Annotated in this window: 26 protein-coding genes and 1 pseudogene; 15 read left to right on the plus strand and 12 right to left on the minus strand. The window is 71.0% G+C overall.

Going from position 1 to position 25991, the window contains the following annotated elements; genetic code table 11:
* Window positions 1–113: 113 nt before the first annotated feature.
* Window positions 114–233 (plus strand): annotated as a pseudogene (locus ABZU76_RS26795) (metal ABC transporter permease); the annotation flags it as partial.
* Window positions 234–423: 190 nt separating this feature from the next.
* Here ABZU76_RS26795 and ABZU76_RS26800 read toward each other — a convergent pair.
* From ABZU76_RS26800 to ABZU76_RS26810, 3 genes are all read right to left on the minus strand, one after another.
* Window positions 424–717, minus strand: coding sequence for a cyclic nucleotide-binding domain-containing protein (locus ABZU76_RS26800; RefSeq protein WP_354874703.1), 294 nt, complete (start codon window positions 715–717; stop codon window positions 424–426).
* A 123-nt stretch (window positions 718–840) separates the two neighbouring features.
* A complete protein-coding gene (locus ABZU76_RS26805) occupies window positions 841–1734 on the minus strand; it encodes an SAM-dependent methyltransferase (RefSeq protein WP_354874224.1) in 894 nt (297 codons plus the stop codon).
* 147 nt (window positions 1735–1881) lie between these two features.
* Window positions 1882–3264, minus strand: a complete 1383-nt coding sequence (locus ABZU76_RS26810; protein ID WP_354874226.1) for an FAD-dependent oxidoreductase — start codon at window positions 3262–3264, stop codon at window positions 1882–1884.
* A gap of 206 nt (window positions 3265–3470) precedes the next feature.
* On the opposite strand from ABZU76_RS26810, the gene ABZU76_RS26815 reads away from it, so the two are divergent.
* The 6 genes from ABZU76_RS26815 to ABZU76_RS26840 all read left to right on the plus strand — a co-directional run bounded on the left by ABZU76_RS26815 (window position 3471) and on the right by ABZU76_RS26840 (window position 9526).
* The gene (locus ABZU76_RS26815; RefSeq protein ID WP_220239549.1) at window positions 3471–3935 is read left to right on the plus strand and encodes a MarR family transcriptional regulator; all 465 of its coding nucleotides are present in this window, start codon (window positions 3471–3473) and stop codon (window positions 3933–3935) included.
* A gap of 306 nt (window positions 3936–4241) precedes the next feature.
* The gene (locus tag ABZU76_RS26820) at window positions 4242–5120 is read left to right on the plus strand and encodes an alpha/beta fold hydrolase (RefSeq protein ID WP_354874228.1); all 879 of its coding nucleotides are present in this window, start codon (window positions 4242–4244) and stop codon (window positions 5118–5120) included.
* A 220-nt stretch (window positions 5121–5340) separates the two neighbouring features.
* Entirely contained in the window at window positions 5341–7071 is a 1731-nt protein-coding gene (locus tag ABZU76_RS26825) for a ricin-type beta-trefoil lectin domain protein (protein ID WP_354874230.1), read from the plus strand.
* Window positions 7072–7251: 180 nt separating this feature from the next.
* Complete coding sequence (locus ABZU76_RS26830) at window positions 7252–7779, plus strand: SigE family RNA polymerase sigma factor (RefSeq protein WP_354874232.1); 528 nt, start codon at window positions 7252–7254, stop codon at window positions 7777–7779.
* Window positions 7776–8165, plus strand: coding sequence for a hypothetical protein (locus tag ABZU76_RS26835; RefSeq protein WP_354874234.1), 390 nt, complete (start codon window positions 7776–7778; stop codon window positions 8163–8165). The genes ABZU76_RS26830 and ABZU76_RS26835 overlap by 4 nt, the downstream gene beginning before the upstream one ends.
* Window positions 8166–8344: 179 nt before the next feature.
* A complete protein-coding gene (locus tag ABZU76_RS26840; RefSeq protein WP_354874236.1) occupies window positions 8345–9526 on the plus strand; it encodes a hypothetical protein in 1182 nt (393 codons plus the stop codon).
* Window positions 9527–10289: 763 nt separating this feature from the next.
* Here the strand turns inward: ABZU76_RS26840 and ABZU76_RS26845 are convergent.
* Complete coding sequence (locus ABZU76_RS26845; protein ID WP_354874238.1) at window positions 10290–11315, minus strand: sigma-70 family RNA polymerase sigma factor; 1026 nt, start codon at window positions 11313–11315, stop codon at window positions 10290–10292.
* A gap of 131 nt (window positions 11316–11446) precedes the next feature.
* On the opposite strand from ABZU76_RS26845, the gene ABZU76_RS26850 reads away from it, so the two are divergent.
* Together ABZU76_RS26850 and ABZU76_RS26855 are read left to right on the plus strand one after the other, a co-directional pair.
* On the plus strand, window positions 11447–12013 hold the full coding sequence (locus ABZU76_RS26850) for a dihydrofolate reductase family protein (RefSeq protein ID WP_354874240.1): 567 nt from the start codon (window positions 11447–11449) through the stop codon (window positions 12011–12013).
* A gap of 64 nt (window positions 12014–12077) precedes the next feature.
* Window positions 12078–12440 carry a VOC family protein gene (locus ABZU76_RS26855; protein ID WP_354874241.1) on the plus strand — a complete coding sequence of 121 codons (363 nt, stop codon included), beginning with the start codon at window positions 12078–12080 and terminating at the stop codon, window positions 12438–12440.
* A 64-nt stretch (window positions 12441–12504) separates the two neighbouring features.
* On the opposite strand, the gene cynS is transcribed toward ABZU76_RS26855, so the two are convergent.
* On the minus strand, window positions 12505–12951 hold the full coding sequence (cynS, locus tag ABZU76_RS26860; RefSeq protein ID WP_354874243.1) for a cyanase: 447 nt from the start codon (window positions 12949–12951) through the stop codon (window positions 12505–12507).
* Window positions 12952–13071: 120 nt separating this feature from the next.
* A complete protein-coding gene (locus tag ABZU76_RS26865; RefSeq protein WP_354874245.1) occupies window positions 13072–13995 on the minus strand; it encodes a LysR substrate-binding domain-containing protein in 924 nt (307 codons plus the stop codon).
* A gap of 79 nt (window positions 13996–14074) precedes the next feature.
* Here ABZU76_RS26865 and ABZU76_RS26870 point away from each other — a divergent pair, with 79 nt between their 5' ends.
* Window positions 14075–14917, plus strand: a complete 843-nt coding sequence (locus tag ABZU76_RS26870; protein ID WP_354874247.1) for an SDR family oxidoreductase — start codon at window positions 14075–14077, stop codon at window positions 14915–14917.
* A 42-nt stretch (window positions 14918–14959) separates the two neighbouring features.
* Here ABZU76_RS26870 and ABZU76_RS26875 read toward each other — a convergent pair whose 3' ends face one another.
* The 6 genes from ABZU76_RS26875 to ABZU76_RS26900 all read right to left on the minus strand — a co-directional run bounded on the left by ABZU76_RS26875 (window position 14960) and on the right by ABZU76_RS26900 (window position 19505).
* Window positions 14960–15199 (minus strand): hypothetical protein, encoded by a 240-nt coding sequence (locus tag ABZU76_RS26875; RefSeq protein WP_354874249.1) that lies wholly within the window; start codon window positions 15197–15199, stop codon window positions 14960–14962.
* A 52-nt stretch (window positions 15200–15251) separates the two neighbouring features.
* Complete coding sequence (locus ABZU76_RS26880; RefSeq protein ID WP_354874251.1) at window positions 15252–16613, minus strand: MFS transporter; 1362 nt, start codon at window positions 16611–16613, stop codon at window positions 15252–15254.
* Window positions 16614–16664: 51 nt separating this feature from the next.
* Window positions 16665–18167, minus strand: coding sequence for a carboxylesterase family protein (locus ABZU76_RS26885; RefSeq protein WP_354874253.1), 1503 nt, complete (start codon window positions 18165–18167; stop codon window positions 16665–16667).
* A gap of 92 nt (window positions 18168–18259) precedes the next feature.
* Complete coding sequence (locus ABZU76_RS26890; RefSeq protein ID WP_354874255.1) at window positions 18260–18709, minus strand: SRPBCC domain-containing protein; 450 nt, start codon at window positions 18707–18709, stop codon at window positions 18260–18262.
* Window positions 18706–19056 carry a metalloregulator ArsR/SmtB family transcription factor gene (locus ABZU76_RS26895; RefSeq protein WP_354874257.1) on the minus strand — a complete coding sequence of 117 codons (351 nt, stop codon included), beginning with the start codon at window positions 19054–19056 and terminating at the stop codon, window positions 18706–18708. The genes ABZU76_RS26890 and ABZU76_RS26895 overlap by 4 nt, the downstream gene beginning before the upstream one ends.
* Window positions 19053–19505 carry an SRPBCC domain-containing protein gene (locus ABZU76_RS26900; protein WP_354874259.1) on the minus strand — a complete coding sequence of 151 codons (453 nt, stop codon included), beginning with the start codon at window positions 19503–19505 and terminating at the stop codon, window positions 19053–19055. The genes ABZU76_RS26895 and ABZU76_RS26900 overlap by 4 nt, the downstream gene beginning before the upstream one ends.
* 100 nt (window positions 19506–19605) lie before the next feature.
* Here ABZU76_RS26900 and ABZU76_RS26905 point away from each other — a divergent pair, with 100 nt between their 5' ends.
* From ABZU76_RS26905 to ABZU76_RS26925, 5 genes are all read left to right on the plus strand, one after another.
* Complete coding sequence (locus tag ABZU76_RS26905; protein ID WP_354874261.1) at window positions 19606–20823, plus strand: GAF domain-containing SpoIIE family protein phosphatase; 1218 nt, start codon at window positions 19606–19608, stop codon at window positions 20821–20823.
* Between the two features lie 121 nt (window positions 20824–20944).
* A complete protein-coding gene (locus tag ABZU76_RS26910; RefSeq protein ID WP_354874263.1) occupies window positions 20945–21211 on the plus strand; it encodes a hypothetical protein in 267 nt (88 codons plus the stop codon).
* 128 nt (window positions 21212–21339) lie between these two features.
* Entirely contained in the window at window positions 21340–22053 is a 714-nt protein-coding gene (locus tag ABZU76_RS26915) for a flavodoxin family protein (protein WP_354874264.1), read from the plus strand.
* A gap of 10 nt (window positions 22054–22063) precedes the next feature.
* Window positions 22064–23806 (plus strand): thiamine pyrophosphate-dependent enzyme, encoded by a 1743-nt coding sequence (locus tag ABZU76_RS26920; protein ID WP_354874266.1) that lies wholly within the window; start codon window positions 22064–22066, stop codon window positions 23804–23806.
* Window positions 23807–24166: 360 nt separating this feature from the next.
* Window positions 24167–25957: a hypothetical protein gene (locus ABZU76_RS26925; RefSeq protein ID WP_354874705.1), complete on the plus strand. Its 1791-nt coding sequence runs from the start codon at window positions 24167–24169 to the stop codon at window positions 25955–25957.
* Window positions 25958–25991: the final 34 nt, after the last annotated feature.

Below are 25991 nucleotides of genomic sequence, written 5' to 3' on the forward strand. Positions count from 1 at the left end.
GGCTGATCCGGTGGATTCACCTCAGCTCGACGACCTCGACCGCCGGCTGACGCACGCGTTCCAGCTCGACGGGCGCGTGCCGTTCACGCCGGTACCGCGCAGGTCCGCCGCCATCACGCGCGAAAGCGACTCGCTGCCCGCGCGCGACGGTGCTGTCGGTGATCTTCGCGGAGGTCGCGGCCCTGGGCGGCATCATCCTGTCGCTGGCCCCGGGCAAACCGGTGAGTGCCTTCGCCGCGGTGCGCCGGCGGCCGCGGGTCAGCTCGGCGTAGTCGGTGAACTCCGGGAGCGCGCCCAGCTGCCGCAGCAACGCGAAGTCGTCGACGAAGTACCAGTGCTCGGCGACGAGCCCGTCCTCGAACCACCAGATTGCCATCTCCCGTGATATCGATCTTGTTCCCCGTCGCGGGAAAGCCGTAGAGCTCACCGGTGAATGGCCTTCAGCGACCACACCGCCCACACGCGGTCCCCCTTGGCGACGATGTCCTCGATGACGTCGTGCCGGTCCGGCAGGGAATTGCTGGTGATGCCGAACGGGTCGCCGGGCAGGAACAGCGTCATGAGCCGTTCGCGGCCGGTGGGGGTCGTCCGTCCCATCGCGACCTTCCCCGCCACGACGAGGTAACCGAAGCCCGCGTGTTCTCCGGTGTGGAAGATGACCTCACCGCGCGGGTAGTGGCGCGCCGTCCCGCTTTCGAGGGATGCCGGCCACCAGATCCGCCGGCATCCCCGCGAAGAACGGGCTCACGACCGCGCCGCCCGCCCGGAACGGAATCGCTCCGCGGGCGGAAGGGCGCCGGCCGGGTTCATCCCGGCAGTGCAAGCACCCGCACCGGTGATTCACGCGTTCCGCGTAGCCGCGAACAGGTGCAGCCGCAGCGGGTCTTCCTTGCGCGGGTCGAACAGCACCGGCACACCTCGTCCGGACGAGACGAACTCCTCGACGAGATCGGGACCGTCGCCGGTCCAGCCCCGAGTGGCGAGCCACGCGGCCGGGGGCCACGCCGCAGGCCCGCCGCGGTCGACGGACACGAAGACCTCCGCCATGGCGCGGTCGCCTTCCTCGGGGGTGGGGATGTCGCTCATCCGGGTCCGCCGGTTGAGGTACTCGCCCGCGAGCGTGCTGCCCGCCGCGGACAGGCCGCCGATCTCGCCGAGGAACGCGTCGGCCTGGTCCGGCTCGAAGTACATGAGCAGGCCCTCGGCCATCCAGGCCGTGGGCACGCCCGCGTCGAACCCGGCGGCGAGCAGCTCGCGCCGCCAGTCCTCGCGCAGGTCGGCCGCCACGGCCACCCGCTTCACGGCCGGCTCGGCGCCGACTTCGGCCACCAGGCGTTCCTTGAACGCCAGCACCTGCGCCGAGTCGAGCTCATAGACCACCGTGTCGGCGGGGAAGGCGAGCCGGTACGCCCGGCTGTCGAGCCCGGCGCCGAGCAGCACGACCTGCCGGCAGCCCGCGGCCAGGCGCTCGGTGAGGTAGCGGTCGTAGAAGCCCGTCCGGCCCGCGAACAGGCCGGACAGGCCCTTCCAGAACTCCGACGGGTGCTCTTCCCGGGCCGGGCCCAGCGGCGGCAGAGCGGCTGTGGAGACGTCGACGTCGAGCACGCGCGCGACGAACTGCTCCGCCAGCGAGTCGGCGAACAGCCGATCCCGGCGGCGGGACTCCTGTGCCCGAGCGTAGGACGCGATCAGGGCGGTCAGCCCGACCCCTTCGGGAAGCCTGGGTGCGGTCACGGTCTCGCCCTTCGCCAGTGGTGCCGGTGCGCGTCTTGATCATCACGCAGCGGGCAGGACCCCGCCATGCGCGAACGGATCAAATCCGAGCCGAACCGGATCACCCCGGCGCCGCTGTCCGAAGAGGACGCATGCCGACCGCCCGGCTCAGTGCGTCCGGACCGGCGGCATGCCGAGCACCTCGTTGAACGCCTCCGACGACGAGGGGTGCGTGTAGACGGAGTCGCGCAGCTCGGTCGCGGTCACGTCGTGGCGCATCGCGAGCGTGACGAGGTTGATCAGCTCCTGCGAGTCGACGCCCAGCAGCGTCGCGCCCACGATCAGGTCGGTTTCGCGGTCGAGGACGAACTTCATCACGCCGCGCGTCTCGCCCACGATCTTCGACCGCGGCATGGCGGCGATGTCGGCCACGGCCTTCTCCACGACCTTCACCGGCAGCCCGCGCTCCACGGCGTCGCGTTCGGTGAGGCCCACGCGCGAGAGCGCCGGGCTCATGAACACCGTGTACGGGATGAACTTCCGGTCCTTTGTGGACCGCTTGCCGCCGCCGAGGAGCTGGTCGGCCACGATGCGATAGTCGTCGAGCGAGATGTAGGTGAACTGCGGGCCGCCGTTGACGTCGCCGATCGCGAAGATGTGCGGCTGGCTGGTGCGCAGGTGCTCGTCGACCTCGACGGCACCGGTCGCGGTGGTGCGCACGCCCGCGCGGGCGAGCCCCAGACCCTCGGTGGCGGGTGTGCGGCCGGTCGCGGCCAGCACGTCGTCGGCCGCGAGCGTGTGCGGCTCGCCGTCGATCTCGTAGGTGATCTCCACGCCGTTGTCGATGTCACGGACGCCGGTCACGTGGGCGTCGGAGACGAACTCGACGCCGGCCCCGCGCAGGATGCCGGTGGCCGCCGCGGCGATGTCCTCGTCCTCGCGGGGCATGATCCGCGGCGCGGCGTCGACCACCGTGACCGCGCTGCCGAACTGCGCGTACGTCGAGGCGAACTCCACACCGACGTACCCGCCGCCGAGGATCGCGAGGCGCTGGGGCAGGTGGTCGAGGTCGATCAGGTCGGTGCTGGTCAGCAGCCGGGTGCTCTCGCGCAGGCCTGGGATTGCCGGGACCGTAGGCACGGCGCCGGTGTTGATCACGATCGTCTCCGCCGTGACGCGCAGGACGTCCTCCCCGGCGGCGACCCGCACAGTCTTGGGGTCGAGGAACGTCGCCTTGCCGGTGATCACGGTGACGGTGTCGATCGTGTCGAGCATGGCGAAGTTCTTGCCCCGCATGGCCGTGGTGAGCGCGCGCGTGGCCTCGACCGCCCTGCGGTGGCGCTCGGGCGGAGTGCCGGCTCCGGGGTGCTCGGCGTGGTGGACGAGCGACTTGGTGGGCACGCAGCCGATGTTGATGCAGGTGCCGCCGTACATCGCCGCGGACTGCTCGATCATCGCGACGCGCTTGCCGAGCTTCCCCAACGCCGCGGCCAGCGTCTTGCCGCCCTTGCCGAAGCCGATGACCACCAGGTCGAAGTGCATGTCGTCCATACGGTCCAGCATTCGCCTCCCAAAGAGGCTCGACTACGCATGAAAAGATCAATTTTCGCCGAGATCGGATCAACCTGGCCCGGCTCGGCACCGTCCTCGGCCGACCGTCCAGCGGCGCGCCGCCCGGAGCCGGTCCAGGTCGAACGTTTATGATCGGCCATCCCGCGGCGGCGTTCGGCGGCCGCACGGGGCGAAGGAGGCGGTGAGTGGTTACCCGGGCGGAGCGGAACTCGACGAATCCGGACCTCGGGGTGCTGTCAGCGAGGCTCCTGTTCGCCGTTCAACGCGAACTCTTCGCGAAGCTCGTCGCCCAGGGTTTCGACGATCTGCACCCCCGGCACGGGGTGGTACTGGCCTACCTCGATCCGGGTGGTCTGCGCGCGACCGAGCTCGCGCGGCTCTCCGGCCAGGCCAAACAGGCGATCGGCCTGCTCGTGGACGAGCTGGAGGCGCTGGGCTACGTGTTCCGCCGGCCCGACCCCGGCGACCGCCGGGCCAAGCTCGTCTGCCCGACCGAACGCGGCCTCGACCAGATGCGCACGGCCGACCGCATCATGGCGAGCATGCAGGACCGCCACGCCCGCCGCGTAGGCCGCGAGTCCTACGCCGCGTTCAAGCGCGTGTTCATGGACGTCGCGGAGCACCAGCGGCGCACGGTCTCCGCGGACTGACCCGCTCACGCCGCCGTGGGCGAGCCCGACGTGGTCGAAGACGGTGGTTTCGGGCATCGGCCGGCCGAGCCTGCTCGGCGGTGAACCGCGTGTGCGTCTTCGCGCGCGGGTGCGGCCACTTCGGCGGGCCAGAGTGAGCTCCGGTTCAGCCGCACGCGGGATGGTCGTCAATAGGCATGACTGTACAACAGCTTCACCGGCGTTCGTACCGCCCGGCACCAGCGTCGACACGTGATCCGACCGCGACAGAAACTGACTCGATCACGCGTGGTTTCGGCGGCCGGTCCCGTGCACAATCGTGCGGTTGTGAAGGAAAATACGGCGGCGGACGCCCCGATCGTTCTGGTGAACGGCTTCTACCACGGCTCGTGGGCCTGGACGGAAGTGATCGCCGAGCTCGCCGCACGGGGACGCGCGGCCGTGGCGGTGGACCTGGCCGCGCACGGACTGCACGCCGTGGCACCGGGCTCGGCCACGCGCCGGCCCTTCGACGCCGACGCGTTCGCCACCGAGCCGTCGCCGGTCGCCGGGATCGGCCTCGACGCCGCGGCCGACCTGCTGATCGGCCGGATCGAGGCGATCGGTGGCGGGCGGCGGCTTCCCGTGGTCTCCCACAGCATGGGCGGCGCGGTGCTGACCAGGGCGGCGGAGCGCGAACCTGAACTCTTCGCGCACCTGTACTACCTCGCGGCGTACATGCCGGCCTCGGACACGCCGTGCCTGGTCTACCCGTCGCTGCCGGAAGGGCGGAGCAACCGGTTCATGGCGCTGCTGGTCGGCGATCCCGAAAGCACGGGCGCGTTGCGGATCGACCCCGGCAACCCCGACCCCGAGGTCCAAACGGCCATCCGCGAGGCGTTCTACGGTGACGTCGAGGAACGGAAAGCGGCGGCCGCGATCGCACTGCTCAGCTGCGACGCGCCCGTGGCGATGGTGGTGGAGAGCACCACTCTCACCGGGTCGGGCTGGGGTTCGGTTCCCCGCACGTACATCCTGTGCACGCAGGACCGCACCATTCCCGTCGAGCTGCAGACGTTGTTCGTCAGCCAGGCCGATGCGGCGTTCCCCGGTAATCCCACCAGGGTTTTCGGGCTCACCACGGCGCATTCGGCGTTCCTGTCCGCGGCCGACCAGGTCGCGGACGTCCTTACCGATTCTCCGGGCGCTTTCCGCGGAATTCCATGATCGGACCGATGACGTTCCTCACCGCCGCGTGAGGAACGGTCGATCGGCGCCTTGACACCGTTCGTAATGGAAATTTACCATTGCCGGGCTGCCGGCCGGGAAACTCCGACCGGCGCCCGCCTCGCCTCGAGGCGCCACTGAAATCTGCCGGACAGCCGCCACTGTGGCAGGAGACGAGCCGCTCCCCGCGAGCGTGCTCCTGATCCCACCGAGGAGCGGAATGTCAGGCACAGCAACCCGGCCGAGATCGGCTCGCGCGCGCTGGCGGATCACGGCCGCGGCCGTCGTCGCCACCGCGAGCGCCGGCGCCTACCTCGCCGCGCCCGCGCCGGTCGCGCACGCGGCCACCACCGCGAGCGTGTGGCTCACCTCCCCCGACCGCACGAACCTGTTGAAGCAGCAGGGAAACGTGTCGTTCGGCTCCGGTGGAAGCGGACCGGTGATCACGGTGAACCCCACCACCACCTACCAGTCGATGGTGGGCTTCGGCGCGTCGTTCACCGACTCGGCCGCGGGGAACATCACCAACTCGCCGCGGCGTGACGAGATCATGAACTCGCTGTTCACCACGTCCGGCGGAATCGGATTGAGTTTCCTGCGCCAGCCCATCGGCGCGTCGGACTTCTCGCGCAGCTTCTACACCTACGACGACGGCGCTGCGGACCCAAGTCTCTCGCGGTTTTCCGTGGCGCACGACAACTCCTCCATCCTGCCGCTGGTCAAGCAGGCCAAGAGCCTGAACCCGAAGCTGTCGGTCATGGCCACGCCGTGGAGCGGGCCGGCGTGGATGAAGGACAACAACAACCTCATCGGCGGCTCGCTGCGCAGCGACCAGAACGGGGTTTTCGCCGACTACCTGGTGAAGTTCGCGCAGGCCTACGGGGCGGCGGGGGTGCCGATCGACTACCTGAGCGTGCAGAACGAGCCGCGGTTCTCCGCACCCGGCTACCCCAGCATGTACATGGAGCCCGCCCAGCAGGCGAACATCATCAACACCCTCGCGCCGAAGCTGCGCGCGGCGGGCCTGCCGGCGAAGATCCTGGGCTACGACCACAACTGGGACGTCACGGACTTCGCCGAGCAGGTGAACAACCAGGCCGGCGACAACGTGGCCGGCTCGGCGTGGCACTGCTACGGCGGTGATCCGTCGGCCCAGTCCAAGGTGTACGGCGACCAGCACAAGGACATCTTCTTCACCGAATGCTCCGGCCACGACTCCGACAACGTCGCGAACACCTTCGCCGACACGTTGCGGTGGCAGGGCATGAACCTCACGATCGGCGCCACGCGCAACTACGCGCGCACCGTCGCACTGTGGAACATGGCGCTCGACAACAACCACGGCCCGGTGATCGGCAGCTGCGGCAACTGCAACGGTGTCGTGACCGTCAGCGGTGGCAACGTCACCTACAACGCCGAGTACTACGTGCTCGGCCACCTGAGCAAGTTCGTGCAGCCCGGCGCCGTGCGGATCGACTCGACGGGTTACGGCGAGGGCGGCGTCGAGAACGTCGCGTTCCGCAACCCGGACGGCACGATCGTGCTCGTCGCGCTCAACACCGGTGGCACGCAGAACTTCCAGGTCTCCTTCGGCGGCCAGTCGTTCGGCTACCAGCTGCCCGGTGGCTCGATGGCCACGTTCACCTGGCCCGGCAGCGGCGGCGGCACCACCAGTCCCCCGCCTGCCGGCCGCACCGGCCCGATCTCCGGCCTCGGCGGCAAGTGCCTCGACGTCACCGGCAACGGCACCGCCGACGGCGCCGTGGTCCAGCTCTGGGACTGCTTCGGCGCCCCCAACCAGAAGTGGTCGACCGGCGCGAACGGCTCGCTGGTCAACGCGGGCAGCGGCAAGTGCCTGGACGTGAAGGACGGCTCGACGGCCAACGGCACCAAGCTGCAGATCTGGACCTGCTCCGGCGGCCCCGACCAGCGCTGGTCGGTCCCGGCGTAACAGTCGACGCCGGACGACTTTTCGTCCGCCACGCCCGTGACCGGGCTGATCCGGTCACGGGCGTTCTGCTGTGTTCGCGGCAGTGACGTGCGTCACCCGATTCGCGTGCAACCGCGGGGCCTGTCCATGGCCTTTGTGGAGTGAGGGCTGCTGAACGGCGGTCCGAGCGAGGAGCAGCGAGTGGGTCACCGGGACTGGGAGGCGGATTACACCGCCTTCGTGCACAGTCGTGCCTCGGCGCTGCGGACCACCGCCTACGTGCTCAGCGGCGAATGGCACCGCGCCGACGACCTGGTGCAGACCACTCTCGTCAAGCTCTACGTGATCTGGCCCCGCCTGGTGCGCCAGGGCGGCCTGGACGCCTACGCGCGCACCGTGCTCGTGCGCACGTTCGTGCGGGAGAACCGGCGCAAGTGGCGGCAGCTGGAACTGACCTCGGCCGCCCCACCCGACACCACTGCCCTGCCCGAAACCGACCACGCCGGCCGCCTCGCCGTGCGCGCGGCGCTGGCGCAGGTGCCGCCGCGGCAGCGGGCTGTGCTCGTGCTGCGCTTCTGGAACGACCTCAGCGTCGGCGAGACAGCCACCGCCCTCGGGTGCAGCGAAGGCACCGTGAAAAGCCAGTCCGCCCGCGGCCTCGCCGCGCTCAAACGCGCGCTCGACCCTCTGGGCTTCCGCGACCCGTTCCCCGAGGAGAGCGAGCGATGAACGAAGACCAGGCACGCGCCCTCATCCACCTGGCCGGCCCCGACGGTTCCGGCGCAGGCGACTTCGACGCCACCCTCTCCACGGTGCTGCGCCGGGGCCGCCGCCACCGCGCCGTCCGCCGCGGCCTGGCCATCTCCGGCAGCGCCCTGGCCACCGCGACCCTCGTACTCGTCCCCCTGCTCCTGCGCGCGCAGCCCGCCGAGCACCTGGGCCCCGCCGCGCCACCCCTGCCCCCGGCCACCTCCACGACGACCCCCACCGTCACGGGCACCACCCACACCCCGCCCCCACCGGGCACCGCGCCCGTCTCGACGACCTCCCACGCACCCGCAAGCCCCGGCTTCTCGCCGACCGACGACGGCCTGTCGCCGACCAGCACCCCGTGACCGCCTCGCCGGCCGAACCTCACGCCGAACGCCTCGGCCCGTCGAAACCAGCCACCTCCAGCCCGAGCACGTCGGCCTCCACCAAGACCTCCCACTCGCCCGCCATTCCCGGCTGCCCCATGACCGCCGAGCCGGCCCAACAGCGCCGACCGCGCGCTGCCCCTGAACGGAAACCCGCCATGACCACGTTGTTGTCCACCCCCACCCCGGCCCCGGCCTCGACTCCCACCGTGGCCTCGGCGCGTCTCGGTTATCTGCGCGCCGCCGGGGTGTATCTCGCGGTGCGGGTGGTCGGGGTGGTGGTGCTGGCGTTGTTCGCGTCGAGTACCGGGCAGCCGTTGCTCGACCGGCTCACCGCGTGGGACGGGCAGTGGTACCTGGCGATCGCGGACGACGGCTACGGCGGGATCACCCACGGGCTCGTCGACGCCGCCGGGAACTTCGCCCCGCACACGCCGCTGGCGTTCTTCCCGTTGTACCCGTTCCTCATGCACGCGCTGGCGACCGGCACAGGGCTCGGCAGCACCACTGCGGGGCTGCTGATCAGCCTCATCGCGGGGATCGTGGCGGCGCTGGGCGTCTACCGTCTGGGCAAAAGGGCCGGGCAGGAGCGGACCGGGCTGCTGCTCGTGGCGCTGTGGGCGGGCGCGCCGCTGTCGATCACGCTCTCGATGGTCTACACCGAAGCCCTGTTCACGGCGTTCGTGGCGTGGGCGCTCGTCGGGCTCGTCGAGAAGCGGTGGGCGCTCGCGGCGCTCTGCTGCGTCGCCGCCGGGCTGACGCGGCCGACGGCGGTGGTGCTGGTGGCGGTGGTCGTCTTCGCCGGTGTGGTCGCCTTCGCCCGGGCACCGCGGCCGGCGCCGCTGATCGCGGCGGCCGCGGCGCCGGTGGGGCTGATCGGCTACTGGCTGTGGGTCGCGAACCAGACGGGCAGCCTGTTCGGCTGGTTCGACCTCGAGTGGCACGGCTGGAACACCCGCTTCGACGCCGGCGCGGAGACGTTCGGCTTCGTCGGCCAGCAGCTCGTCCAAGGCCGGTCGGTAATGGAGGTCGGGAACGTCTTCGTGGTGTTCCTCGCGATCATCGCGGTCGTGCTGCTCCTGCTCAGGCTACGCGAGCGGCCGAGCTGGTGGCCACTGATCCTCTTCGGCGCGGGCATGGTGGTGCTCGTGGCCGGCACCGCGGGCATCCCGTTCGCGAAGGCGCGGTTCCTGTTGCCCGGCTTCGTCCTGCTGCTGCCGCTCGCCCAGGGACTGTCCGGTCGCCGCAGGAGCACCGCCGTCGCGGCGACCGCCGGCGTGGTCCTCGTCGGCTGCTGGTTCAGCGCCTACGCCCTCACCGGCTGGCACTACGCGATCTGAGCGGCGGAGTCCACAGTAGACGATTTGGCCCGCTATGTGCGAGGGGGCATGGCAGGTGGCGATTCAGGCATTGGCTGGGCATGGCTCACGCGGCCTAACCTCGTTTCACCCCGGCACCGACTCCAGCCGCCCACGGCGCCGCGCGGACCGAACGGCGAAACCACGCCCTCGGGACCGCCCACAACGGAGGGAACCCGAACCCATGACGAGCCCCTCCGGTTGTCCCGTCGCCCACGATTTCGACCCGCTGGCCGAGAGCTATCTGAGCAGCCCCTACCCGGAACTCAACCTCCTGCGGGACCAGGCGCCGGTACACTACGTCCCGTCGCTGGACCACTGGCTCGTCACGCGCTACGCCGACATCGCGGCGATCCTGCGACATTCTCCGCGGCCAACGCCCAGGCCCCCTATCCGGTCTCACCGAGGAAGCCACGGACATCCTCCACAACGGACTGCGCAACACTCCGGTGCTCTCGAACTTCGATCCCCCGGGCCATTCCCGTGTCCGGCGGCAGCTCGCGCCGCTGTTCTCGCCGCGCCGGATCGCGCAGCTGGAGCCGCGGATCGAGCAGTTCAGCCGGTGCCCCAGTCCTTGAAGAAGATCTCGACACCGTCGTCGGTGGTGATCGTCGGCATGGGTGGTCTCCGTTCGTTCGGCGGCCCGGCTTTCCGGGCTCGCCCTGGTTGACGGGGACCATCGTCGCCGGGCCGGGACCGGCACAGCGCCAGACAGATGACTGTGCCGGTGACGGTGACCGTCCACTCAGGGCCGCCCCGCCAACCGGCCCGGGAGCGAGCGCGGGAGCCCGAACGCCGGGAACACGCTGTTCTCGAAGCGGCTCATCGCACAGATCCGGTCGCCCGTCAGAGTGAGGACGTAGAGGCCGGTCCCGTGGCGGACGCCACCCCGGGTGCGCAGGTACGCGCCGAACGCGGGCTGGCCGTTGGCGCGCGTCGGCACGAGGTCGAAGCGGCGGCCCGCGCCGAACAGGCTCGCGCAGAAGTGGGCCACGACGTCGCGACCTTCGTACTCGAAAGGCAGCGGCGGCATCGACATGAACGCGTCGTCGGTCAGCAACGTCACCAGCGCGTCGATGTCGGCGGCCTCGTACGCGCTGACGAACCTCGCCACGAGCGTGTCCTCGGCGGGCGAGCCGGCGGCGGGAGCGGGTTCGGTGACGGTCGGCCGCCGTCGCGGCAGGCCGGCGCGCGCTCGCTTCAGGGCGCTCTTGACCGAGTCGACGGTCGTGTCCAGCATGCTCGCCACCTCGGCGGCGGGGAACCCGAGGACATCGCGCAGGATCAGCACGGCCAGCTGACGCGGCGGCAATGCCTGCAGGGCGGTCACGAAGGCCAGGGAGATCGACTCGGTCTGTTCGTAACGGGCTTCCGGGCCGAGCGGCACGGCGATCGCGTCTTCGAGGAGGGCGTCGGGGTACGGCTCGAGCCACACGACCTCGCCGAGCCGCGTGGGTTCCGGCGGTTCGACGCCCGGGATGTCCCATTCCTTGGCCGGGCGGCGCTTGGCCGCGCGCAGGGCGCTGAGGCACCGGTTGGTGGCGATCCGGTAGAGCCAGGTGCGGATCGACGCGCGGCCGTCGAACCCGCCCAGGCCCCGCCAGGCGGACAGCAGCGCGTCCTGCAGCGCGTCCTCGGCGTCCTGGAACGAGCCGAGCATCCGGTAACAGTGCACCTGCAGCTCGCGGCGGTGCGGTTCGGTCAGCGCCCGGAAGGCCTCGCCGTCGCCGCCCCGCGCCCGGCTGATCAGGTCGATCCTCGCCCGTTCCATCGGCCACCTCTCTCCGGTCTGCGTTCTCATCCTGTCTCGACGCCGGCCGGGGCGCGAAGGGGGCGGTGCGCCACTTTTGCGGATCTCGCGGCGTCGGTATCCCCGACAGCCGAGAACAAGGGAGAACGGCCATGGGAAAGATCGTCATCAGTGAGAACGTCTCGCTCGACGGAGTCATCCAGGATCCGACCGGCGAAGACGGCCTCGGGCGGGGCAGCTGGTTCACGTGCATCGGGGACGCGGACCGGGAAGCGTGGGCGAAAGTCGAGTTCGAAGAGGCGGTGAGCGCCGCAGCCCTGCTGATGGGGCGGCGCACCTACGCGTGGTTCGTCGCGCGGGGCTGGGGGTCCCGCGACGGCGCCTGGGCGGACCGGTTGCGCGAGCTGCCGAAGTACGTCGTCTCATCCTCGGCCCTCGACGGTCCGGAGTGGACCAACTCCACCGTCCTGAAGGCCGAGGAAGTCCAGAATCTCAAACAGGAGGTGGACGGCGACGTCGTCGTCTACGGCAGCGGCCGGCTGGCGCACAGGCTGGCCGAGGAGGACCTCGTCGACGAGCTGCGCCTGATGACCTACCCGGTCGTGGTCGGCGCGGGCGAACGGCTCTTCGGCGAGACGAGCGGGGTGAAACCGATGCGGCTCGTCGCCACGAGGACCGTCGGTGAAAGCCTCGTTCTCCTCACCTACCGGCCGGCCTGACGCTTTTTGTCGGTGGCGGCGAACAGAATGGGCGAAGCCACTTGAGCCGATCGGGAGGATCGTCATGGCTTCGACGCACCACCGCCTGGACTACACGGAGTTCGGCGTGACCGACCTCGACCGCGCGACGGCGTTCTACCGCGACGCGTTCGGCTGGGGATTCAACGCCTACGGGCCCGGGTACGCCGGCATCCGGGCCGATCCGGCCGAGGCGTACCCGGAGGTCGGCGGCTTCCGCGTCGACGACGCGGTCGCCCCGGGCGGGCCGCTCTGCATCCTGTACTCGGACGACCTCGGTGCGAGCGAAACATCCGTCGTCGCCGCGGGCGGCACGATCGTCGAACCGGCCTACGACTTCCCGGGCGGGCGGCGGTTCCACTTCCGGGACCCGGAAGGCAACGTGCTCGCCGTGTGGTCGGCTTCGTAGCTTCACGGCGCCGGATCGCCTTGCCCGCGCCGGGCAAGGCGATCCGGTCACGTCCGCGCGGCGCTCAGCCCCATTGGTACTTGAGGAACTTCCCGTCGAGCGTCACGACCACGCGCTCGCCACCCGGGTCCTCACGGCGGCCGACGTCGATCTTGAAGTTGATGGCGCTCATGATGCCGTCACCGAACTGCTCGTGGATCAGTTCCTTGATGGTGGGGCCGTACACCTGCAGGACCTCGTAGAAGCGGTAGATGGTCGGGTCCGTCGGCACGGCCTCCTCGAGCGCGCCGCGCGTCGGCTGGAGCTGCAGCGCCTGCGCGACGTCGTCGCCCAGCTCCAGGATCGCGACGGCCTTCGCGGCTCTGTCCGCGGGAACCGGGTGCTGCCCGAGCAGCGCCGACGTCGTCCACGCCAAGGGGGCGTCGAGGGTATCGGCGATTTCGGCCCAGGTGAGCCCCAGCCGGACCTTGGCCTCGAGCACCGCGTCGGCGGCCTGCTTCTTGGTGGTCATGCGATCGAGCGTAAGGGCCCGGTCGCGCGGGAGCCATCGGTTCTTGTTTCGTGTTCACTGTCTTTTCCTATGAGCCCATAGGACCGGTGTATCAAGCCCGTAACCGAATTTCACCGAACCTCAGGCCGGGTCGCCCAGCCGGCGGGCGCGAAGGTCGTCGCCTACCTCGCGTAAGGCGGCGACGACGGCCCCGGCTTCCGCGCTGCGCGTCGGCGGGAACACGGCGATCGTCCGGCGGCCCGGCCAGTTCGGGTCGTCGACGCCGACGGTGACCACGCCGGCCGGGATGGACAGGGCGGCGACCTCGGGCATCAGGCACACGCCCAGCCCGGCGGCGACCAGGCCGAGCCGCGCCGGCCAGCCGCGCACGGCGTGGCCGATCACGGGCTCGGTGAGCGTCGGCCAAGCGCGGAACTGCGGGTCGTCACCGCTGCCCGGGCCGGCGATCCAGTCCTCGCCCGCGAGCTCGGCCACGGGGACCACGTCGACGCCGGCCAGCCGATGACCAGAAGGGACCGCGACGCACAGGCCGCCGGCCGACACGACCTCCTGGTCGAGGCCGGCCAGGTCGTAGTCCGGCAGCCCGGCGCCGACGCCGAGCACGGCCACGTCCAGCCGGCGGGCGCGCAGGTGTCGCAGCAGCGTGGGCGTCGCCGCTTCGGTCAGCGCCACCTCCAGGCCCGGGTGCTCGCTGCGCAGCCGCGCGACGACGCGGGGCACGAGCACGGCCGTCGCCGACGGGTAGGCGCCCAGCCGGACGCGGCCGGCGAGCCGGTCGTCCAGGCCCGCGAGGTCCTGTTCCAGCGCCCGCATCCCGGCCAGGATCCGCCCCGCGTGCTCGACCACGACGGCGCCGGCCGCGCTGACCCGCACGCCGCGCCCTTCGCGGACGAACAGCGCCTGCCCGGCCGCCGCCTCCATCGCGGCCACCTGGCGCGAGATCGCCGGCTGCGAGTACCCCAGCAGCCGCGCGGCCGCGGTGAACGATCCGCTCAACGCGATCTCCCGGACGACCCGCAATCCCGCGACAGTCAGCTCACTCATGCACAAACCGTATCGCTTCTATCCGGGACTCTCATCTCTCGTATGGATTTTTCGCTCCGCACAACGGGTTCTCCCCAGTATGGACATCACATCGAACAGCAAGATCTGGTTCGTGACCGGAGCGTCGCGCGGGATGGGCCGCGAGCTCGTGGAGCAGGTGCTGGCGCGCGGCGACCGCGTCGCTGCCACCCTGCGCCGCCCGGAGCAGCTCGACGACCTCGCCGCCCGCCACGGCGAACGCCTGTGGGTACGCGCGCTGGACGTCACGGACACTGCGCGACTGCGCGCCGTCGTCGACGAAGCGTTCGCCGCGTTCGGGCGCATCGACGTGGTCGTGTCCAACGCGGGCTACGGCGTGTTCGCCGCCGCGGAGGACCTCACCGACGCGCAGATCGACCGCATGATCGCCACCAACCTCACCGGCTCGATCCAGCTCGCCCGCGCGGTCGTGCCGCACCTGCGCGCCCAGGGCGCCGGCCGGCTGCTGCAGCTGTCGAGCATGGGCGGGCACCTGGCGTTCCCCGCGTTTTCGCTCTACCACACCACGAAATGGGGCATCGAAGGTTTCTTCGAGGCGCTGGCCGAGGAGGTCGCGCCGTTCGGCATCGACACCACGCTGATCGAGCCGGGCATGGTCCGCACCGGCTTCTTCGACGCCGCCGACCGCGTGCCGGTCAGCGCCCCGTATCGCGGCGGGCCGGCCGACCAGGAGCCGATCCCTGTGTCGGAGATGACGAACAGCCAGGAGAACACGATCGCCGCCGTCGTGCGCGCGGCGGTTTCGGCGAACCCGCCGCGCCGCCTCGTGCTGGGGTCGGACGCCTGGCAGCTCATGACCACCGCGCTGCGGCAGCGGCTGGCCGACGTCGAATCCCAGCGCGCCGACGCCGCCACGGCCGACGCCGTGCCCGCGCGCCGGTGAGCCGGTTCCTGCAAGTCCGCTCTCGTCATGAGAGCGGACTTGCTACCGCCGGCGGACGCTGAACCCGGACGCCGGCGGCCGCGTGAACCAGAAGCGGCGGCCACCGTCACGCGCCCGGCCGACGCCATCGCCCGCCCGGGTCTGCGCTTCGGTCTCATTGACCACGCGCTCGCCCCACCGGCGCAACTGAAGGACCTCTCCCCCGCGGCCCTGGCCCAGCTCAAACGCGACCTCGCCGTCGTGATCAGCGCCGAGGCGCTGTTCGGCCTGACCGACCTCCACGGCCTCACCGCGGACGACGCCGGGCGCGGAGTCGTCAACACCGCGACCACGCTCACGAAAGCCGCTCTCCGGCAGCCACCTCGGCCTCGGTCAGGGTCTTCGGCAGCCGCAGGGCCGCGACGGTGCCCGCGGCGGCGGTGAGCGTGATCAAGCCGAACACGACGCCGAACGCCAGCGCGGGCCGGGCGGCCAGCCCGGCGAGGATCGCACCCGTCGCCGCGACGCCCGCGACCGCGCCCACCTGCCGCACCGTGTTGAACAGCCCCGAAGCCGCGCCCGCCGCCGACGGGGCGACCGACGCCATCGCGGTGACCGACAGCGGCGCCCAGGCCAGGGCGTTGGCCGCGCCCAGCACCGCGGCTCCCGCCGCGACCCACCACGGGTTCAGGTGCAGCACGACCACCAGGCCCACGATGAGCAGGCTCGCTGTCAGCAACACCATCCCGGCCGCCGCCGGCCGGCGCGGACCGATGCGATCGACCCAGCGGCCCGTCCAGGGGGACAGGAACATCGCCACGACGGCGTCCGGCGCGAGGACCGCGGCGCCCTCGACGGGGCCGAACCCGCGCACGTCCTGCACGTAGAGCATGGTTGGCAGGGCCATCGCGAGCACCGTCGCGCCGAGCGCCGCCATCGCCAGGCTGGCCGAGCAATACCCGGGCAAGCGGTAAAGCTCCAGCGGCGCAAGGGCTTCCTTGCCTTGGCCGCGCTCGCGGCGGAAGAAGAAGACCAGCAGCACGGCGGACAAGGCCAGTGCGAGCAGGGACAGCGAAGTCCACGACAGCAGCGCCCACACGAGAAGGCTCAGCCCCGCCGTGCTCGCCACCGCGCCCAGGGCGTCCAACCGCGTGGCGCGCCCCGGACTGCCGGGAATCAGGCGCAGGCCGAGCAGCAGCGCGACACCGCAGAGCGGCGCGTTGACCCAGAAGATCCAGCGCCAGTCGAGCGTCGCGGTCAGCAGCCCGCCCGCGACGGGCCCGAGCAGGGTGCCCGCCGCGGCGACCGAACCCCACACGCCGAGAGCGCGCCCGCGTTCGTCCTCGGCGAAGAGCCGCCGGATCAACGTGAGCGGCTGGGGCGCCATCGCCGCCGCGGCCAGTCCTTGCAGGATCCGGAACGCGATCAGCCAGCCGACCGAAGGCGACAGAGAGCACAAGGCCGACGCGACCCCGAAGCCCGCCATCCCGAAGAGGTACACGCGCTTGGGGTCGAAGCGGTCACCGAGCCGCCCGAACACCAGCAGCGGCACCGAAAACGCGAGCAGGTAGCCGGCCGTCACCCAGAACAACCCGGCCACGCCGGGCTTCAGCTCGGCCTGGATCGCCGGGCTCGCCACCGCCACGATGGTCGTGTCGAGCAGGATCACGAAGAACCCCGCGAGCAGAGCCGCGAGGCCGCCCCATTTGCCGGTCATGCCACCGTTCCTGTGTCTCCCCCGAGAGCGCGAGAGTCGCAGGCGAGTGGATCACCGGTCAAGACCCGGCAGCGGCAGCGGCGCGAAGGCGTGCTCGGCCCACAGCGCGCGGGACGCTTCCTCCGGGTACGACGTGGTCGTGAGGTCGGTGTCGAAGACCGCGGCCGCGCGCCGCCGGGTGTCGTAGGCCGGCCAGCCCGGGTCACCGGTGTGGGCGAAGGCGGCCCACGCGGTGACGAAGTGCCGGGCAACCACTTCGGTTTCGGCGGGCGGTTCGGCACCGAGGAGCAGGGCGGACAGGCTCCCGTGGCGGTTTCCGAGCACCAGTGGCACGTCGAGGCTGTGGCAGGCGCCGAGCTCGCCGTCGAGGCCGGGCGCAGCCCAGACCAGCTCGTACGCGTGGGCGCGCCCGCCGCCGGCCACCTGCGCCTCGGCCAGGCGGTGGCTCGGCATGCGGAACAGCCAGTCGGAGGTGACGAGCTCGTACAGGCGCTCGGCGCTCGCGTCCGGGTAGGTCCGGCGGTAGCGGTCCGGCTCCGGCGCGAGGGCCCGGAGCGCGGCCTCGGCCTCCTTGTCGGTGACGGTGCCGAGGCGGCCTTCGAGCACGAGGGACAGGCGGGTCTCGTCCCGGGTGTGGCCGGCGATCAGCTCGATCCCGCGCCCCGCGCCGGCGGCCAGCGCCTCGACCGGGGTGCGGGGCAGCACCTCGCCGTCGACGACCGGCGAGAACGGGACCGCGGCGTGCGCGGCGGCGCCCCAGCGTCCGGAGTGTGCCCGCATCTCGCCGCTCACCGAGTCGGCAGCGGCGACCAGCTCGGCCGGCGACACACCGCACAGGTCTTCGACCGTCGGCTCGCGCCCCGTGCGGGCGGCGATCTCGGTCATGACGTCGGCGGCCAGCGGCGGGGTGAAGAACGTCCCGGATCCACTTTGGACGATGGCCCGCCGGAACAGCCCGGCCGCGCCGGGCATCGCGAGCAACGCCGCGACCGAGCCACCGCCCGCCGACTGGCCGGACACCGTGACCCGCGCCGGATCACCCCCGAACGCGGCGATGTTCGCCCGCACCCACTCCAGCGCGGCGATCTGATCGAGCAGGCCGCGGTTGTCGTGCGCGCCCCGCAGGTGCCCGAACCCTTCGACGCCGACACGGTAGTTGAACGTCACCAGGACAACGCCCGCTTCGCGAGCCAGGTTCGCGCCGTCGTACGCCGGATCGGCCGCGTGCCCGAACTGGAACGCGCCGCCGTGGATCCAGACCAGCACCGGCAACGCAGCGCCCGCCTCGGGGCGCGGCGACCAGACGTTGAGCGTCAGCCAGTCGTCGCCGGGCACCGCGTTCGACGGCGGGCCGAGCAGCAGCGACTGCGGTGGCGGCGGTCCGAACGCGAGTGCCTCGCGCACGCCGTCCCACGCCCGCACCGGCCGCGGCGCGGCGAACCGCAGCTCCCCCACCGGCGGCTGCGCGAACGGGATGCCGCGGAATCCGGCCAGACCGTCCTCGACGCGGCCCCCCACCGATCCGGATTCCGTGCGGATCTCGGGGGCGTTCATCACGGCTTCCTTCCCGCGGCTGGTCCGGCAGTCCGCGCGAGGTCGTCGAGCGTACGGGGGCCGAGCGGGAGGGACCTCTCAATTTCCGTTGCTCACCTGCGCCGGGCCAGGTCGGCCGGGCTGCCGCTCGGCATGCCGACGCCGGATTCCGCGTAGACGCGCAGGCTTTCGGTGAAGTGGTTCCAGCCGCGGGTGCACATGTCGAGGCAATCGAGCTCCGCGGTCAGGCCGTGGTGGCGGAAGCGAATCTCCGTCGCGCCGTCGACCGGGACGATGGTGAAAACCGGCCGCGTGCCGACCCAGTCCGGGAGGAAGTCGCACGAGGTGACGGTCCAGCGCACCACGCTCGGCCGCGTGGCTTCGTCGACCCGCATCACGCACGGGTCCGGATGGGAGAAGAAGAACCGGAGCTCGCCGCCGGCGTCGCCGGATCCCGTGACGCGGGTCCACCACGCGCCGAGGCCGGCGAGAGTCGTGAGCGCGTCGAACACGGTGTCGGGAGCCGCGTTGACCGAGACGGTCTTCTGGTAGTCCGGGGTCATGACGGGGATTCCTTTCCTTCGGCCGAACGCAGAGCCTGGATCGACTCGGCGATCGTCTTGATCCGCCGCAGCCGGGCGTCCCACGCCGCGCCGACGGAGGTCAGCTGCGCGACGGCGCGGGCGAACTGCGTTTCGTTGACGACATACCGGACCTCACGCCCGTCCTTGCGGGCCACGACCAGCTCCGCGCGCTCCAGCACGGCGAGGTGCTTGGCGACCGCCTGACGCGTCACCGGCAGGTGCTCGCTCAGCCCCGTCGCCGTGCCGAACCCGTCGGCCAGCAGCAGGTCCAGCAGGTGTCGCCGGGTGGGGTCGCCGAGGGCGGCCCACAGCTCGTCGTCGATCACGAGCGCACCAGGCCGGCCGCGTATGCCGCCAGGTTGGGCAGGTGTTCGTCCCAGCCCGCGGTATGGTCGCGGTAGTACGCCTCGAGCCGCGCCGCCTCCCACCCGATCTCGCGGAAGCCGGCCTCGGTCAGCTTCAGCAGCGTGCCGCCGTCCGCGGGCACCAGCTCGAACGTGACGAGGAACGAGTTCTCCGGCGTCGCCGTTTCGCCCGCCGGCTGCACCCAGCGGAACACGAACCGCCGCGGCGGCTGCGCCTCGACAACGGACACCGGCACGACGACCGTCCCGCTCCCGTCCCGGCGCGGCCGGTTCAGGGTTCCCGCGGTCCCTGCGAACTCCGCGTCGAACCCCCACCACGCCGCGATGTGCTCAGGCCGCGTGATCACCTCGTATACGACTTCGGGCGGCGCCGCCACCCGGATCTCGCGCTCGATGGTGCCGTACTCCATGGCCGTCCTTCCGATTCGCAACCGATGGTTGCAGGTTAGGGCACGTCGCTTCGCCGCGCAACCATCGGTTGCAGGTACTGTGGCCCAGTAGCCTGGTCCGATGCCTGTCGAACCCGGCGCCCGGGACCGGCTGCACCGGCTGGAGTCGATCAGCGACGCCGCCCTCGGCCGGCTCGAGCTGGAGCCGCTGCTGCGCACGCTGCTGGAGCGCGTCCGCGAGCTGTTCGACGTCGACACCGCAACCGTGCTGCGCTACGACGAGGCCGCCGGACAGCTCACCGCGATCGCGTCGGCGGGCATCGAGGAAGAGGTCTTCCAGGGCGTGCGGGTGTCGGTCGGAGCCGGGTTCGCCGGGCGGGTCGCGGCGCAGCGCGCGCCGGTGCTGATCGACCACGTCGACGAGTCGACCGTGGTCAACGCACTGCTGTGGGAACGCGGTCTCAAAGTGCTCCTCGGTGTGCCGATGCTCGCCCGCGACGAGCTCGTGGGCGTGCTGCACATCGGGTCCACAGTGAAGCGTTCGTTCGGCGCGGAGGACATCGAGCTCCTGCGCATCGCCGCGGCCCGCCTCGCGTTGACGATGGTGGCCGAGGCCGCGAGCGAAGACCGCGCGGCCGCGACGGCGCTGCAGCGAAGTCTCCTGCCGGCGCGCATCGCCTCGGTGCCGGGCCTGGACTTCGCCTCCCGCTACGTGCCCGGCGCGGACTTCGCCGTCGGCGGCGACTGGTACGACGTGTTCCCGCTCCCCGGCGACCGCCTCGGCATCGTCATGGGCGACGTCGCCGGCCACGGCCTCGGCGCCGCCGTGGTGATGGGCCGGCTGCGCAGTGCGTTGCGCGCCTACGCGCTCGACGCGGCGAGTCCCGCGGAGGCGCTCGGCAAACTGAGCCGCAAGATGAACCACTTCGAGGAAGGCATCATGGCGACCGTCGCGTACGCCGTGGTGCCGCCGGACCGCGAAACCCTCGTGCTGTCCCTCGCCGGGCACCCGCCGCCCGTGCTGGCCACGCCCGGCTCCCCCGCGCGCCTGCTGGACGTCCCGCCGGACCTGCCCGTGGGCCTGGGCCTGCCACCCGCCGACCGGCGCGACACCGTGGTCGCGCTGCCGCCGGAGTGCACGCTCGGCTTCTACACCGACGGCCTCGTCGAACGCCGCGACGCCGACCTCGACGACGGCTTCCGCAAACTGACCACCGCCATGACCACGGGCGACCCGGAAGCCGTGTGCGCCCGCGTGATGGCCGCGCTCGTCGGCACGAACCCGGCCCACGACGACGTCGCGCTGCTGGTGGTGACGAAACGGCCGGCGCGTCCGTAGTCGCCCGGTGGGCGCCCACCGGGGAGTTCCCCGATGCGAAGCACCCCCCGCCGGCCCCACGCTGGGCCGCGACGTGTCGCCCAGCCCGGGAGGTCCGGCAGAGATGGTGTCGTGGAGCCGCGTGAGCGAGGCGGACGTGGTGCGCGCCGCGCAGGAGTACGACCGGCTCGGGGCGGAGGCGTTCTTCGCGGCGCACGGGTTCGGCCCGTCGCGCACCTACGAGCTGGTGTGGAACGGCAAGCGGTACCCGCACAAGGCCCTGCTCGGTACGGCGTACGAGCTCGCCACCGGCGAGCGCCTCGCCCCCGGCGACTTCGAAGGCGGCAAAACGGGCGCGGTGGCGGTACTGGGGAAGCTCGGCTTCTCGATCGAACAGCGCCGGCCGTAAGTCTCTGCACCGGCCGGCGAAACCGGCCACAACACTTCCGTAAGAACCGCCGTAACGTCCCGATAATGGTGACTCCGCGTGCTGCTCCCTAGGGTGAGGTCCACCGCCCACCGAACCCTGGAGTGCCTGTGAGTCCCCGATTCGACGGCCTGCGCGCCGTGTTCTTCAACAGCACGCTGAAGCGCTCGCCGGAGCCGAGCAACACCGAAGGACTCCTGCGGGTGAGCGCGGAGCTCATGCGGCGCGAGGGCGTCGAGGTCGAGGTGATCCGGACGATCGACCACGACATCGCCGTCGGGGTGTACCCCGACATGACCGAGCGCGGCTGGGCGAGCGACGAATGGCCGGCGCTGTACGAGAAGGTGCTGGCCGCCGACATCCTGGTCCTGTGTGGACCGATCTGGCTCGGGGACAACTCGTCCGAAATGAAGAAGGTCATCGAACGGCTCTATGCGTGTTCACACCTGCTCAACGACGCCGGCCAGTACGCTTACTACGGACGCGTCGGTGGCTGCCTGCTCACCGGCAACGAGGACGGGGTGAAGCACTGCGCGATGAACGTGCTCTACAGCCTCCAGCACCTCGGTTACACGATCCCGCCGCAGGCCGACGCCGGCTGGCTCGGGCCGATCGGCCCGGGTCCGTCCTACCTGGACCCGGAGTCGGGCGGGCCGGAGAACGACTTCACGAACCGCAACACCACGTTCATGACGTGGAACCTCATGCACCTGGCGAAAATGCTGAAGGACGCGGGCGGAATCCCCGCGTACGGAAACCAGCGAGCGGCCTGGGACGAGGGCGAGCGGTTCGATTTCACCCATCCCAACCCCGAGTACCGCTGAGAGGACACCGATGACCACTGTCGGGAAGATGCTCGTGCAAAGCCTGGCCGACCACGGCGTGTCCGCGATGTGGGGCGTGGTCGGCGACGCGCTGAACCCGATCACCGACGCGCTGCGCCAGGAGCCCCGCATCCGGTGGATCGGAGTCCGGCACGAGGAGGCGGGCGCATTCGCCGCGGGCGCGCAGTCGCAGCTCACCGGCCGGATCGGCGTGTGCATGGGCACCGTCGGGCCGGGCTCGCTGCACCTGCTCAACGGCCTCTACGACGCGAAGAAGTCCCACACCCCCGTGCTCGCGATCTGCGGCCAGGTGCCCAGTGCCGAAATGGGCAGCGACTACCACCAGGAAGTGGACAACGACGCCGTGTTCCGCGACGTGTCGGTGTTCTCCCGCACGATCACCGACCCGGCCCAGTTCCCGTATCTGCTGGAGCTGGCGGTGAACGCGGCGTACGCGCGCAACGGGGTGGCCGTGCTCACCCTGCCGGGCGACATCGCGGCCCGCGAGCTGCCGCACGGCACGCAGGAACCGCGGTTCGTGAGCCAGCACCCGCCGGTGACCCCGGAGGCCGGGGCGCTCGCCGAGGTGGCGGCCGTGATCAACGGCGCGGACACCGTGACCATGCTGGTCGGCTCCGGCGCCCGCCCGGCCCGCGACGAGGTGCTGGCGACGGCGGAAACCCTTGCGGCGCCGATGGTCCTGACCCTCAAGGGCAAGGAAACCCTCGAACGGGACAACGACTACCAGGTCGGGCAAACCGGCCTGATCGGCAACCCCGCGGCGCAGCACGCGCTGAGCCACGGCGACGTGCTGCTGATGGTGGGCACCGACTTCCCGTACCGAGACTGGTACCCGAAGGGCAAGACGGTGGTGCAGATCGACCACGAGGGTGAACGCATCGGCCGCCGCGTGCACGTGGACCACGCGCTCGTCGGCGACGCCCGCACCACGCTGGCCGCGCTGCTGCCGCTGCTGGAGGCGAAGCCCTCGCGCGCGCACCTCACCGCGTCCCGCGAGCGCTACACGAGCTGGCGCGACCGCCAGCGCCACCTCGCCGACCCCGGCTACGACTCCACCGTCACCGGCCGCGTGCGCAGGCAGTTCGACAACCGCGAGCGCGCCATCCGCCCCGAGGTGCTCGCGGCGGCTATCGATCGCCACGCCGACGCCGACGCGGTGTTCACCTCCGACACTGGCATGTCGACGGTGTGGCTCGCCCGTTTTGTGACCCTGCACGGAAACCGGCAGCTGCTCGGGTCGTACAACCTGGGCTCCATGGCCAACGCCCTGCCCCACGCCCTCGGTGCCGCCCAGCTCGACCCGGCTCGCCAGACCATCGCGTTCTGCGGTGACGGCGGCCTCACCATGCTCATGGGCGAACTGCTCACGGTCGCGGCCTACGAACTGCCGGTGAAGATCTTCGTGTTCGACAACTCCCGCCTCGGCATGGTCAAGCTCGAGCAGGAACAGGGCGGCATCCCCGAGTTCGGCACCGTGCTCAAGAACCCGGACCTCGCCGGCGTCGCCCGGGCCTGCGGCATCCACGCCGTCCGCATCGAGCACCCCGGCCAGGTCGACGCCGGAGTCCGCGACGCGCTGGCCCACCCCGGCCCGGTGCTGCTCGACGTCGTCACCAATGCCGAAGAGATCGTGATCCCGCCGAAGCCCACTGTCGGCCAGGCATGGGGCTTCGCCATCGCCAAGATCGAGGAGACCCTGATCTCGGCGCACGACGTCGACGAAAAGGCGTAACCGCCTCCGCAGTCCAAGAGGCCCGGCCGTTCCTCGGCCGGGCCTCTTCTGTTTTGTTCCAGTCACACGGTCGGGTGACACAGACCTGCTCAGCTGGGCAGACGTCGTCGCCGGGGATTCACCCGATACGGCGGCGTCTCAGGGATTGATCACCGTATTGACGGTTGGTCTGAATGGCGCAACTATTTCGCGCATGTCCGAACCCGTGGCGTTTCGGAACGAGTAAGCCGCCCGGGTTCGAAGAACCAGCACCGCACCGACGGTGTCTTTGTCCTGCCCGGAAAACGGGCGCGAGAACGACGAACAAGGAGAACGTGCATGCGATCCAGTCCGCGTTGGCGGAAGGTGGTGACGGGGTCGATGGCCACCGCGTTGGCGATCGCGGCGGTCACCTACACCGGGGCGAGCACGAGTGCGTACGCGGATGTCCAGGTGTTCACCGACAGCAAGACCGCGGCCGACGGCAAGCAGTACTGGGTGCAGAACCACCTGGTGTCCAAGGATCTCGCCGCGAAGTCGGGCACACCGAAGAAGTGGCTGCTCGTATGGGCCGGTGATGAGAACATCGCCGACACCGCGGTGAAGGACGTCAAGAACCTGCCGGGCACACTCGGCGGCGGCCTCAACAAGGTGAAGAACGCCTTGCCTGGTCCCGATTTCCTCGCTGTGATCGACGCGACGCAGGGCTCGCCGTCGTACGGCAAGGTCGTGAACACCGCGACGGTCGGCCCGCTCGTCGAGAACGAGCCGCACCACATGCAGTACGTGTGGCACAAGGGCGACACGATCTACGCGGGCGCGCTGTTCGCCGCGGCGACGTATGCGTTCGATGTGAGTTCCTTGCCACAGCTGAAACTCAAGGGCGTCAGCCTGCCGACACAGACACTCGGCGGTTCGGTGCCCGACGCGTACTGGGTACTCAAGGACGGCACGGCGTACGGCACCTACATGGGCGGGCCGGTCGTGCCCGGGCCGTACACCTACCAGGACGGCAGCACGCAGACCGGCAACGGGTTCGCCGGCAGCCCCGGCGAGGTCGTGCACTTCGACCAGAACGCGCAGGTCCTGTCGCAGAACCCGGCCGCGACACCGCAAGGCGACAACCCCAAGCTGTGCGACAACCTCCCGCAGCTCGGGAAACCGACGTGCGCCAACCCGCACGGCGTGCAGGCCCGCGAGGACCTGAACACGTTGGTCACCAGCGACTACGCCGAACCGCGCAACATCATCCTCGACCCGGTGAAGCAGCCGTCGCCGTACCTGCGGCGCCCGACCGTGCGCACGTGGGACATCTCCGACCGCAACCATCCGAAGCTCAAGGCGGTCTCCTACCTGCCGGACGGCCCGCGCGCCGACCCGGCCGACCCGCTGCACTCGGAAAGCCGCGCGGTCATGGAGACCACGGTGACGAACGTGGCGGGCCACAAGGGCGCCTTCGCCCAGACCATGCAGGGTGGAGCGGTGTTCTACACGCCGGACATCACGGCGAAGGATCCGCATTGGATCGAGGTGTTCGACGACGGGGCCGCCAACAAGGCCATCTACCCGGGCAACGACGCCAACGGCGCCAGCTCCAACGGCGGCTGGATCCAGACCAGCCCGGACGACAAGTACCTCTACCGCGCGATCGTCGGGCGGCAGAAGGGCACGCTCGGCGCGGACGACCCCGGCACCACCGGCGGCGTCTACGTGCTCGACATCCGGAAGCTGGTCAACGCCGGCGACCGGATCGAGGACATCCAGGGCCGCGTGGACACGAAGGCCAAGGCGCAGCAGGGCGGCGGCGGTGACCTGCCGACGGTCGTCGGCGCGGCGCCGATCAACCCCGGCACGCCGGGCGCCGGCCCACACTGGGGCGCCTACGACAACCTCGCGCTCGGCAGCGACGGGTTTTACCACGAGACGACGCAGCCGCAGCACCTCGCGGTGTCGAACTACTTCGTCGCCCGGTCCGGTTTGGACGGTGACCACAAGGTCAACCTGCTGAACCTCGGCCCGGACGGGAAGATCTCCGTGGACCCGAACTTCCGCGACGAGTTCACCGGCCAGGTCGGGATCAACTTCAACCGCAAGTCCTGGCCCCACGGCGACTTCGGCAACGCCAAGCCGCACTCGGAGCTGTTCGTGGCCGCGGACGCCGACGTCAAGTGACCCCTCCGGTGCCGGGCCGCTTCGGTGGCCCGGC

It is taken from the genome of Amycolatopsis sp. NPDC005232, from assembly GCF_040607795.1.
Classification (GTDB): domain Bacteria; phylum Actinomycetota; class Actinomycetes; order Mycobacteriales; family Pseudonocardiaceae; genus Amycolatopsis.

Coding starts and splice junctions, on each gene's coding strand:
- ABZU76_RS26885 (WP_354874253.1), bottom strand. CDS start 18,167: ATGAACGCCCCCGAGATCCGCACGGAATCCGGATCGGTGGGGGGCCGC.
- ABZU76_RS26920 (WP_354874266.1), top strand. CDS start 22,064: ATGACCACTGTCGGGAAGATGCTCGTGCAAAGCCTGGCCGACCACGGC.
- ABZU76_RS26825 (WP_354874230.1), top strand. CDS start 5,341: ATGTCAGGCACAGCAACCCGGCCGAGATCGGCTCGCGCGCGCTGGCGG.
- ABZU76_RS26900 (WP_354874259.1), bottom strand. CDS start 19,505: ATGGAGTACGGCACCATCGAGCGCGAGATCCGGGTGGCGGCGCCGCCC.
- ABZU76_RS26870 (WP_354874247.1), top strand. CDS start 14,075: ATGGACATCACATCGAACAGCAAGATCTGGTTCGTGACCGGAGCGTCG.
- ABZU76_RS26835 (WP_354874234.1), top strand. CDS start 7,776: ATGAACGAAGACCAGGCACGCGCCCTCATCCACCTGGCCGGCCCCGAC.
- ABZU76_RS26880 (WP_354874251.1), bottom strand. CDS start 16,613: ATGACCGGCAAATGGGGCGGCCTCGCGGCTCTGCTCGCGGGGTTCTTC.
- ABZU76_RS26850 (WP_354874240.1), top strand. CDS start 11,447: ATGGGAAAGATCGTCATCAGTGAGAACGTCTCGCTCGACGGAGTCATC.
- ABZU76_RS26865 (WP_354874245.1), bottom strand. CDS start 13,995: ATGAGTGAGCTGACTGTCGCGGGATTGCGGGTCGTCCGGGAGATCGCG.
- cynS (WP_354874243.1), bottom strand. CDS start 12,951: ATGACCACCAAGAAGCAGGCCGCCGACGCGGTGCTCGAGGCCAAGGTC.
- ABZU76_RS26905 (WP_354874261.1), top strand. CDS start 19,606: ATGCCTGTCGAACCCGGCGCCCGGGACCGGCTGCACCGGCTGGAGTCG.
- ABZU76_RS26890 (WP_354874255.1), bottom strand. CDS start 18,709: ATGACCCCGGACTACCAGAAGACCGTCTCGGTCAACGCGGCTCCCGAC.
- ABZU76_RS26810 (WP_354874226.1), bottom strand. CDS start 3,264: ATGGACGACATGCACTTCGACCTGGTGGTCATCGGCTTCGGCAAGGGC.
- ABZU76_RS26855 (WP_354874241.1), top strand. CDS start 12,078: ATGGCTTCGACGCACCACCGCCTGGACTACACGGAGTTCGGCGTGACC.
- ABZU76_RS26845 (WP_354874238.1), bottom strand. CDS start 11,315: ATGGAACGGGCGAGGATCGACCTGATCAGCCGGGCGCGGGGCGGCGAC.
- ABZU76_RS26925 (WP_354874705.1), top strand. CDS start 24,167: ATGGCCACCGCGTTGGCGATCGCGGCGGTCACCTACACCGGGGCGAGC.
- ABZU76_RS26840 (WP_354874236.1), top strand. CDS start 8,345: ATGACCACGTTGTTGTCCACCCCCACCCCGGCCCCGGCCTCGACTCCC.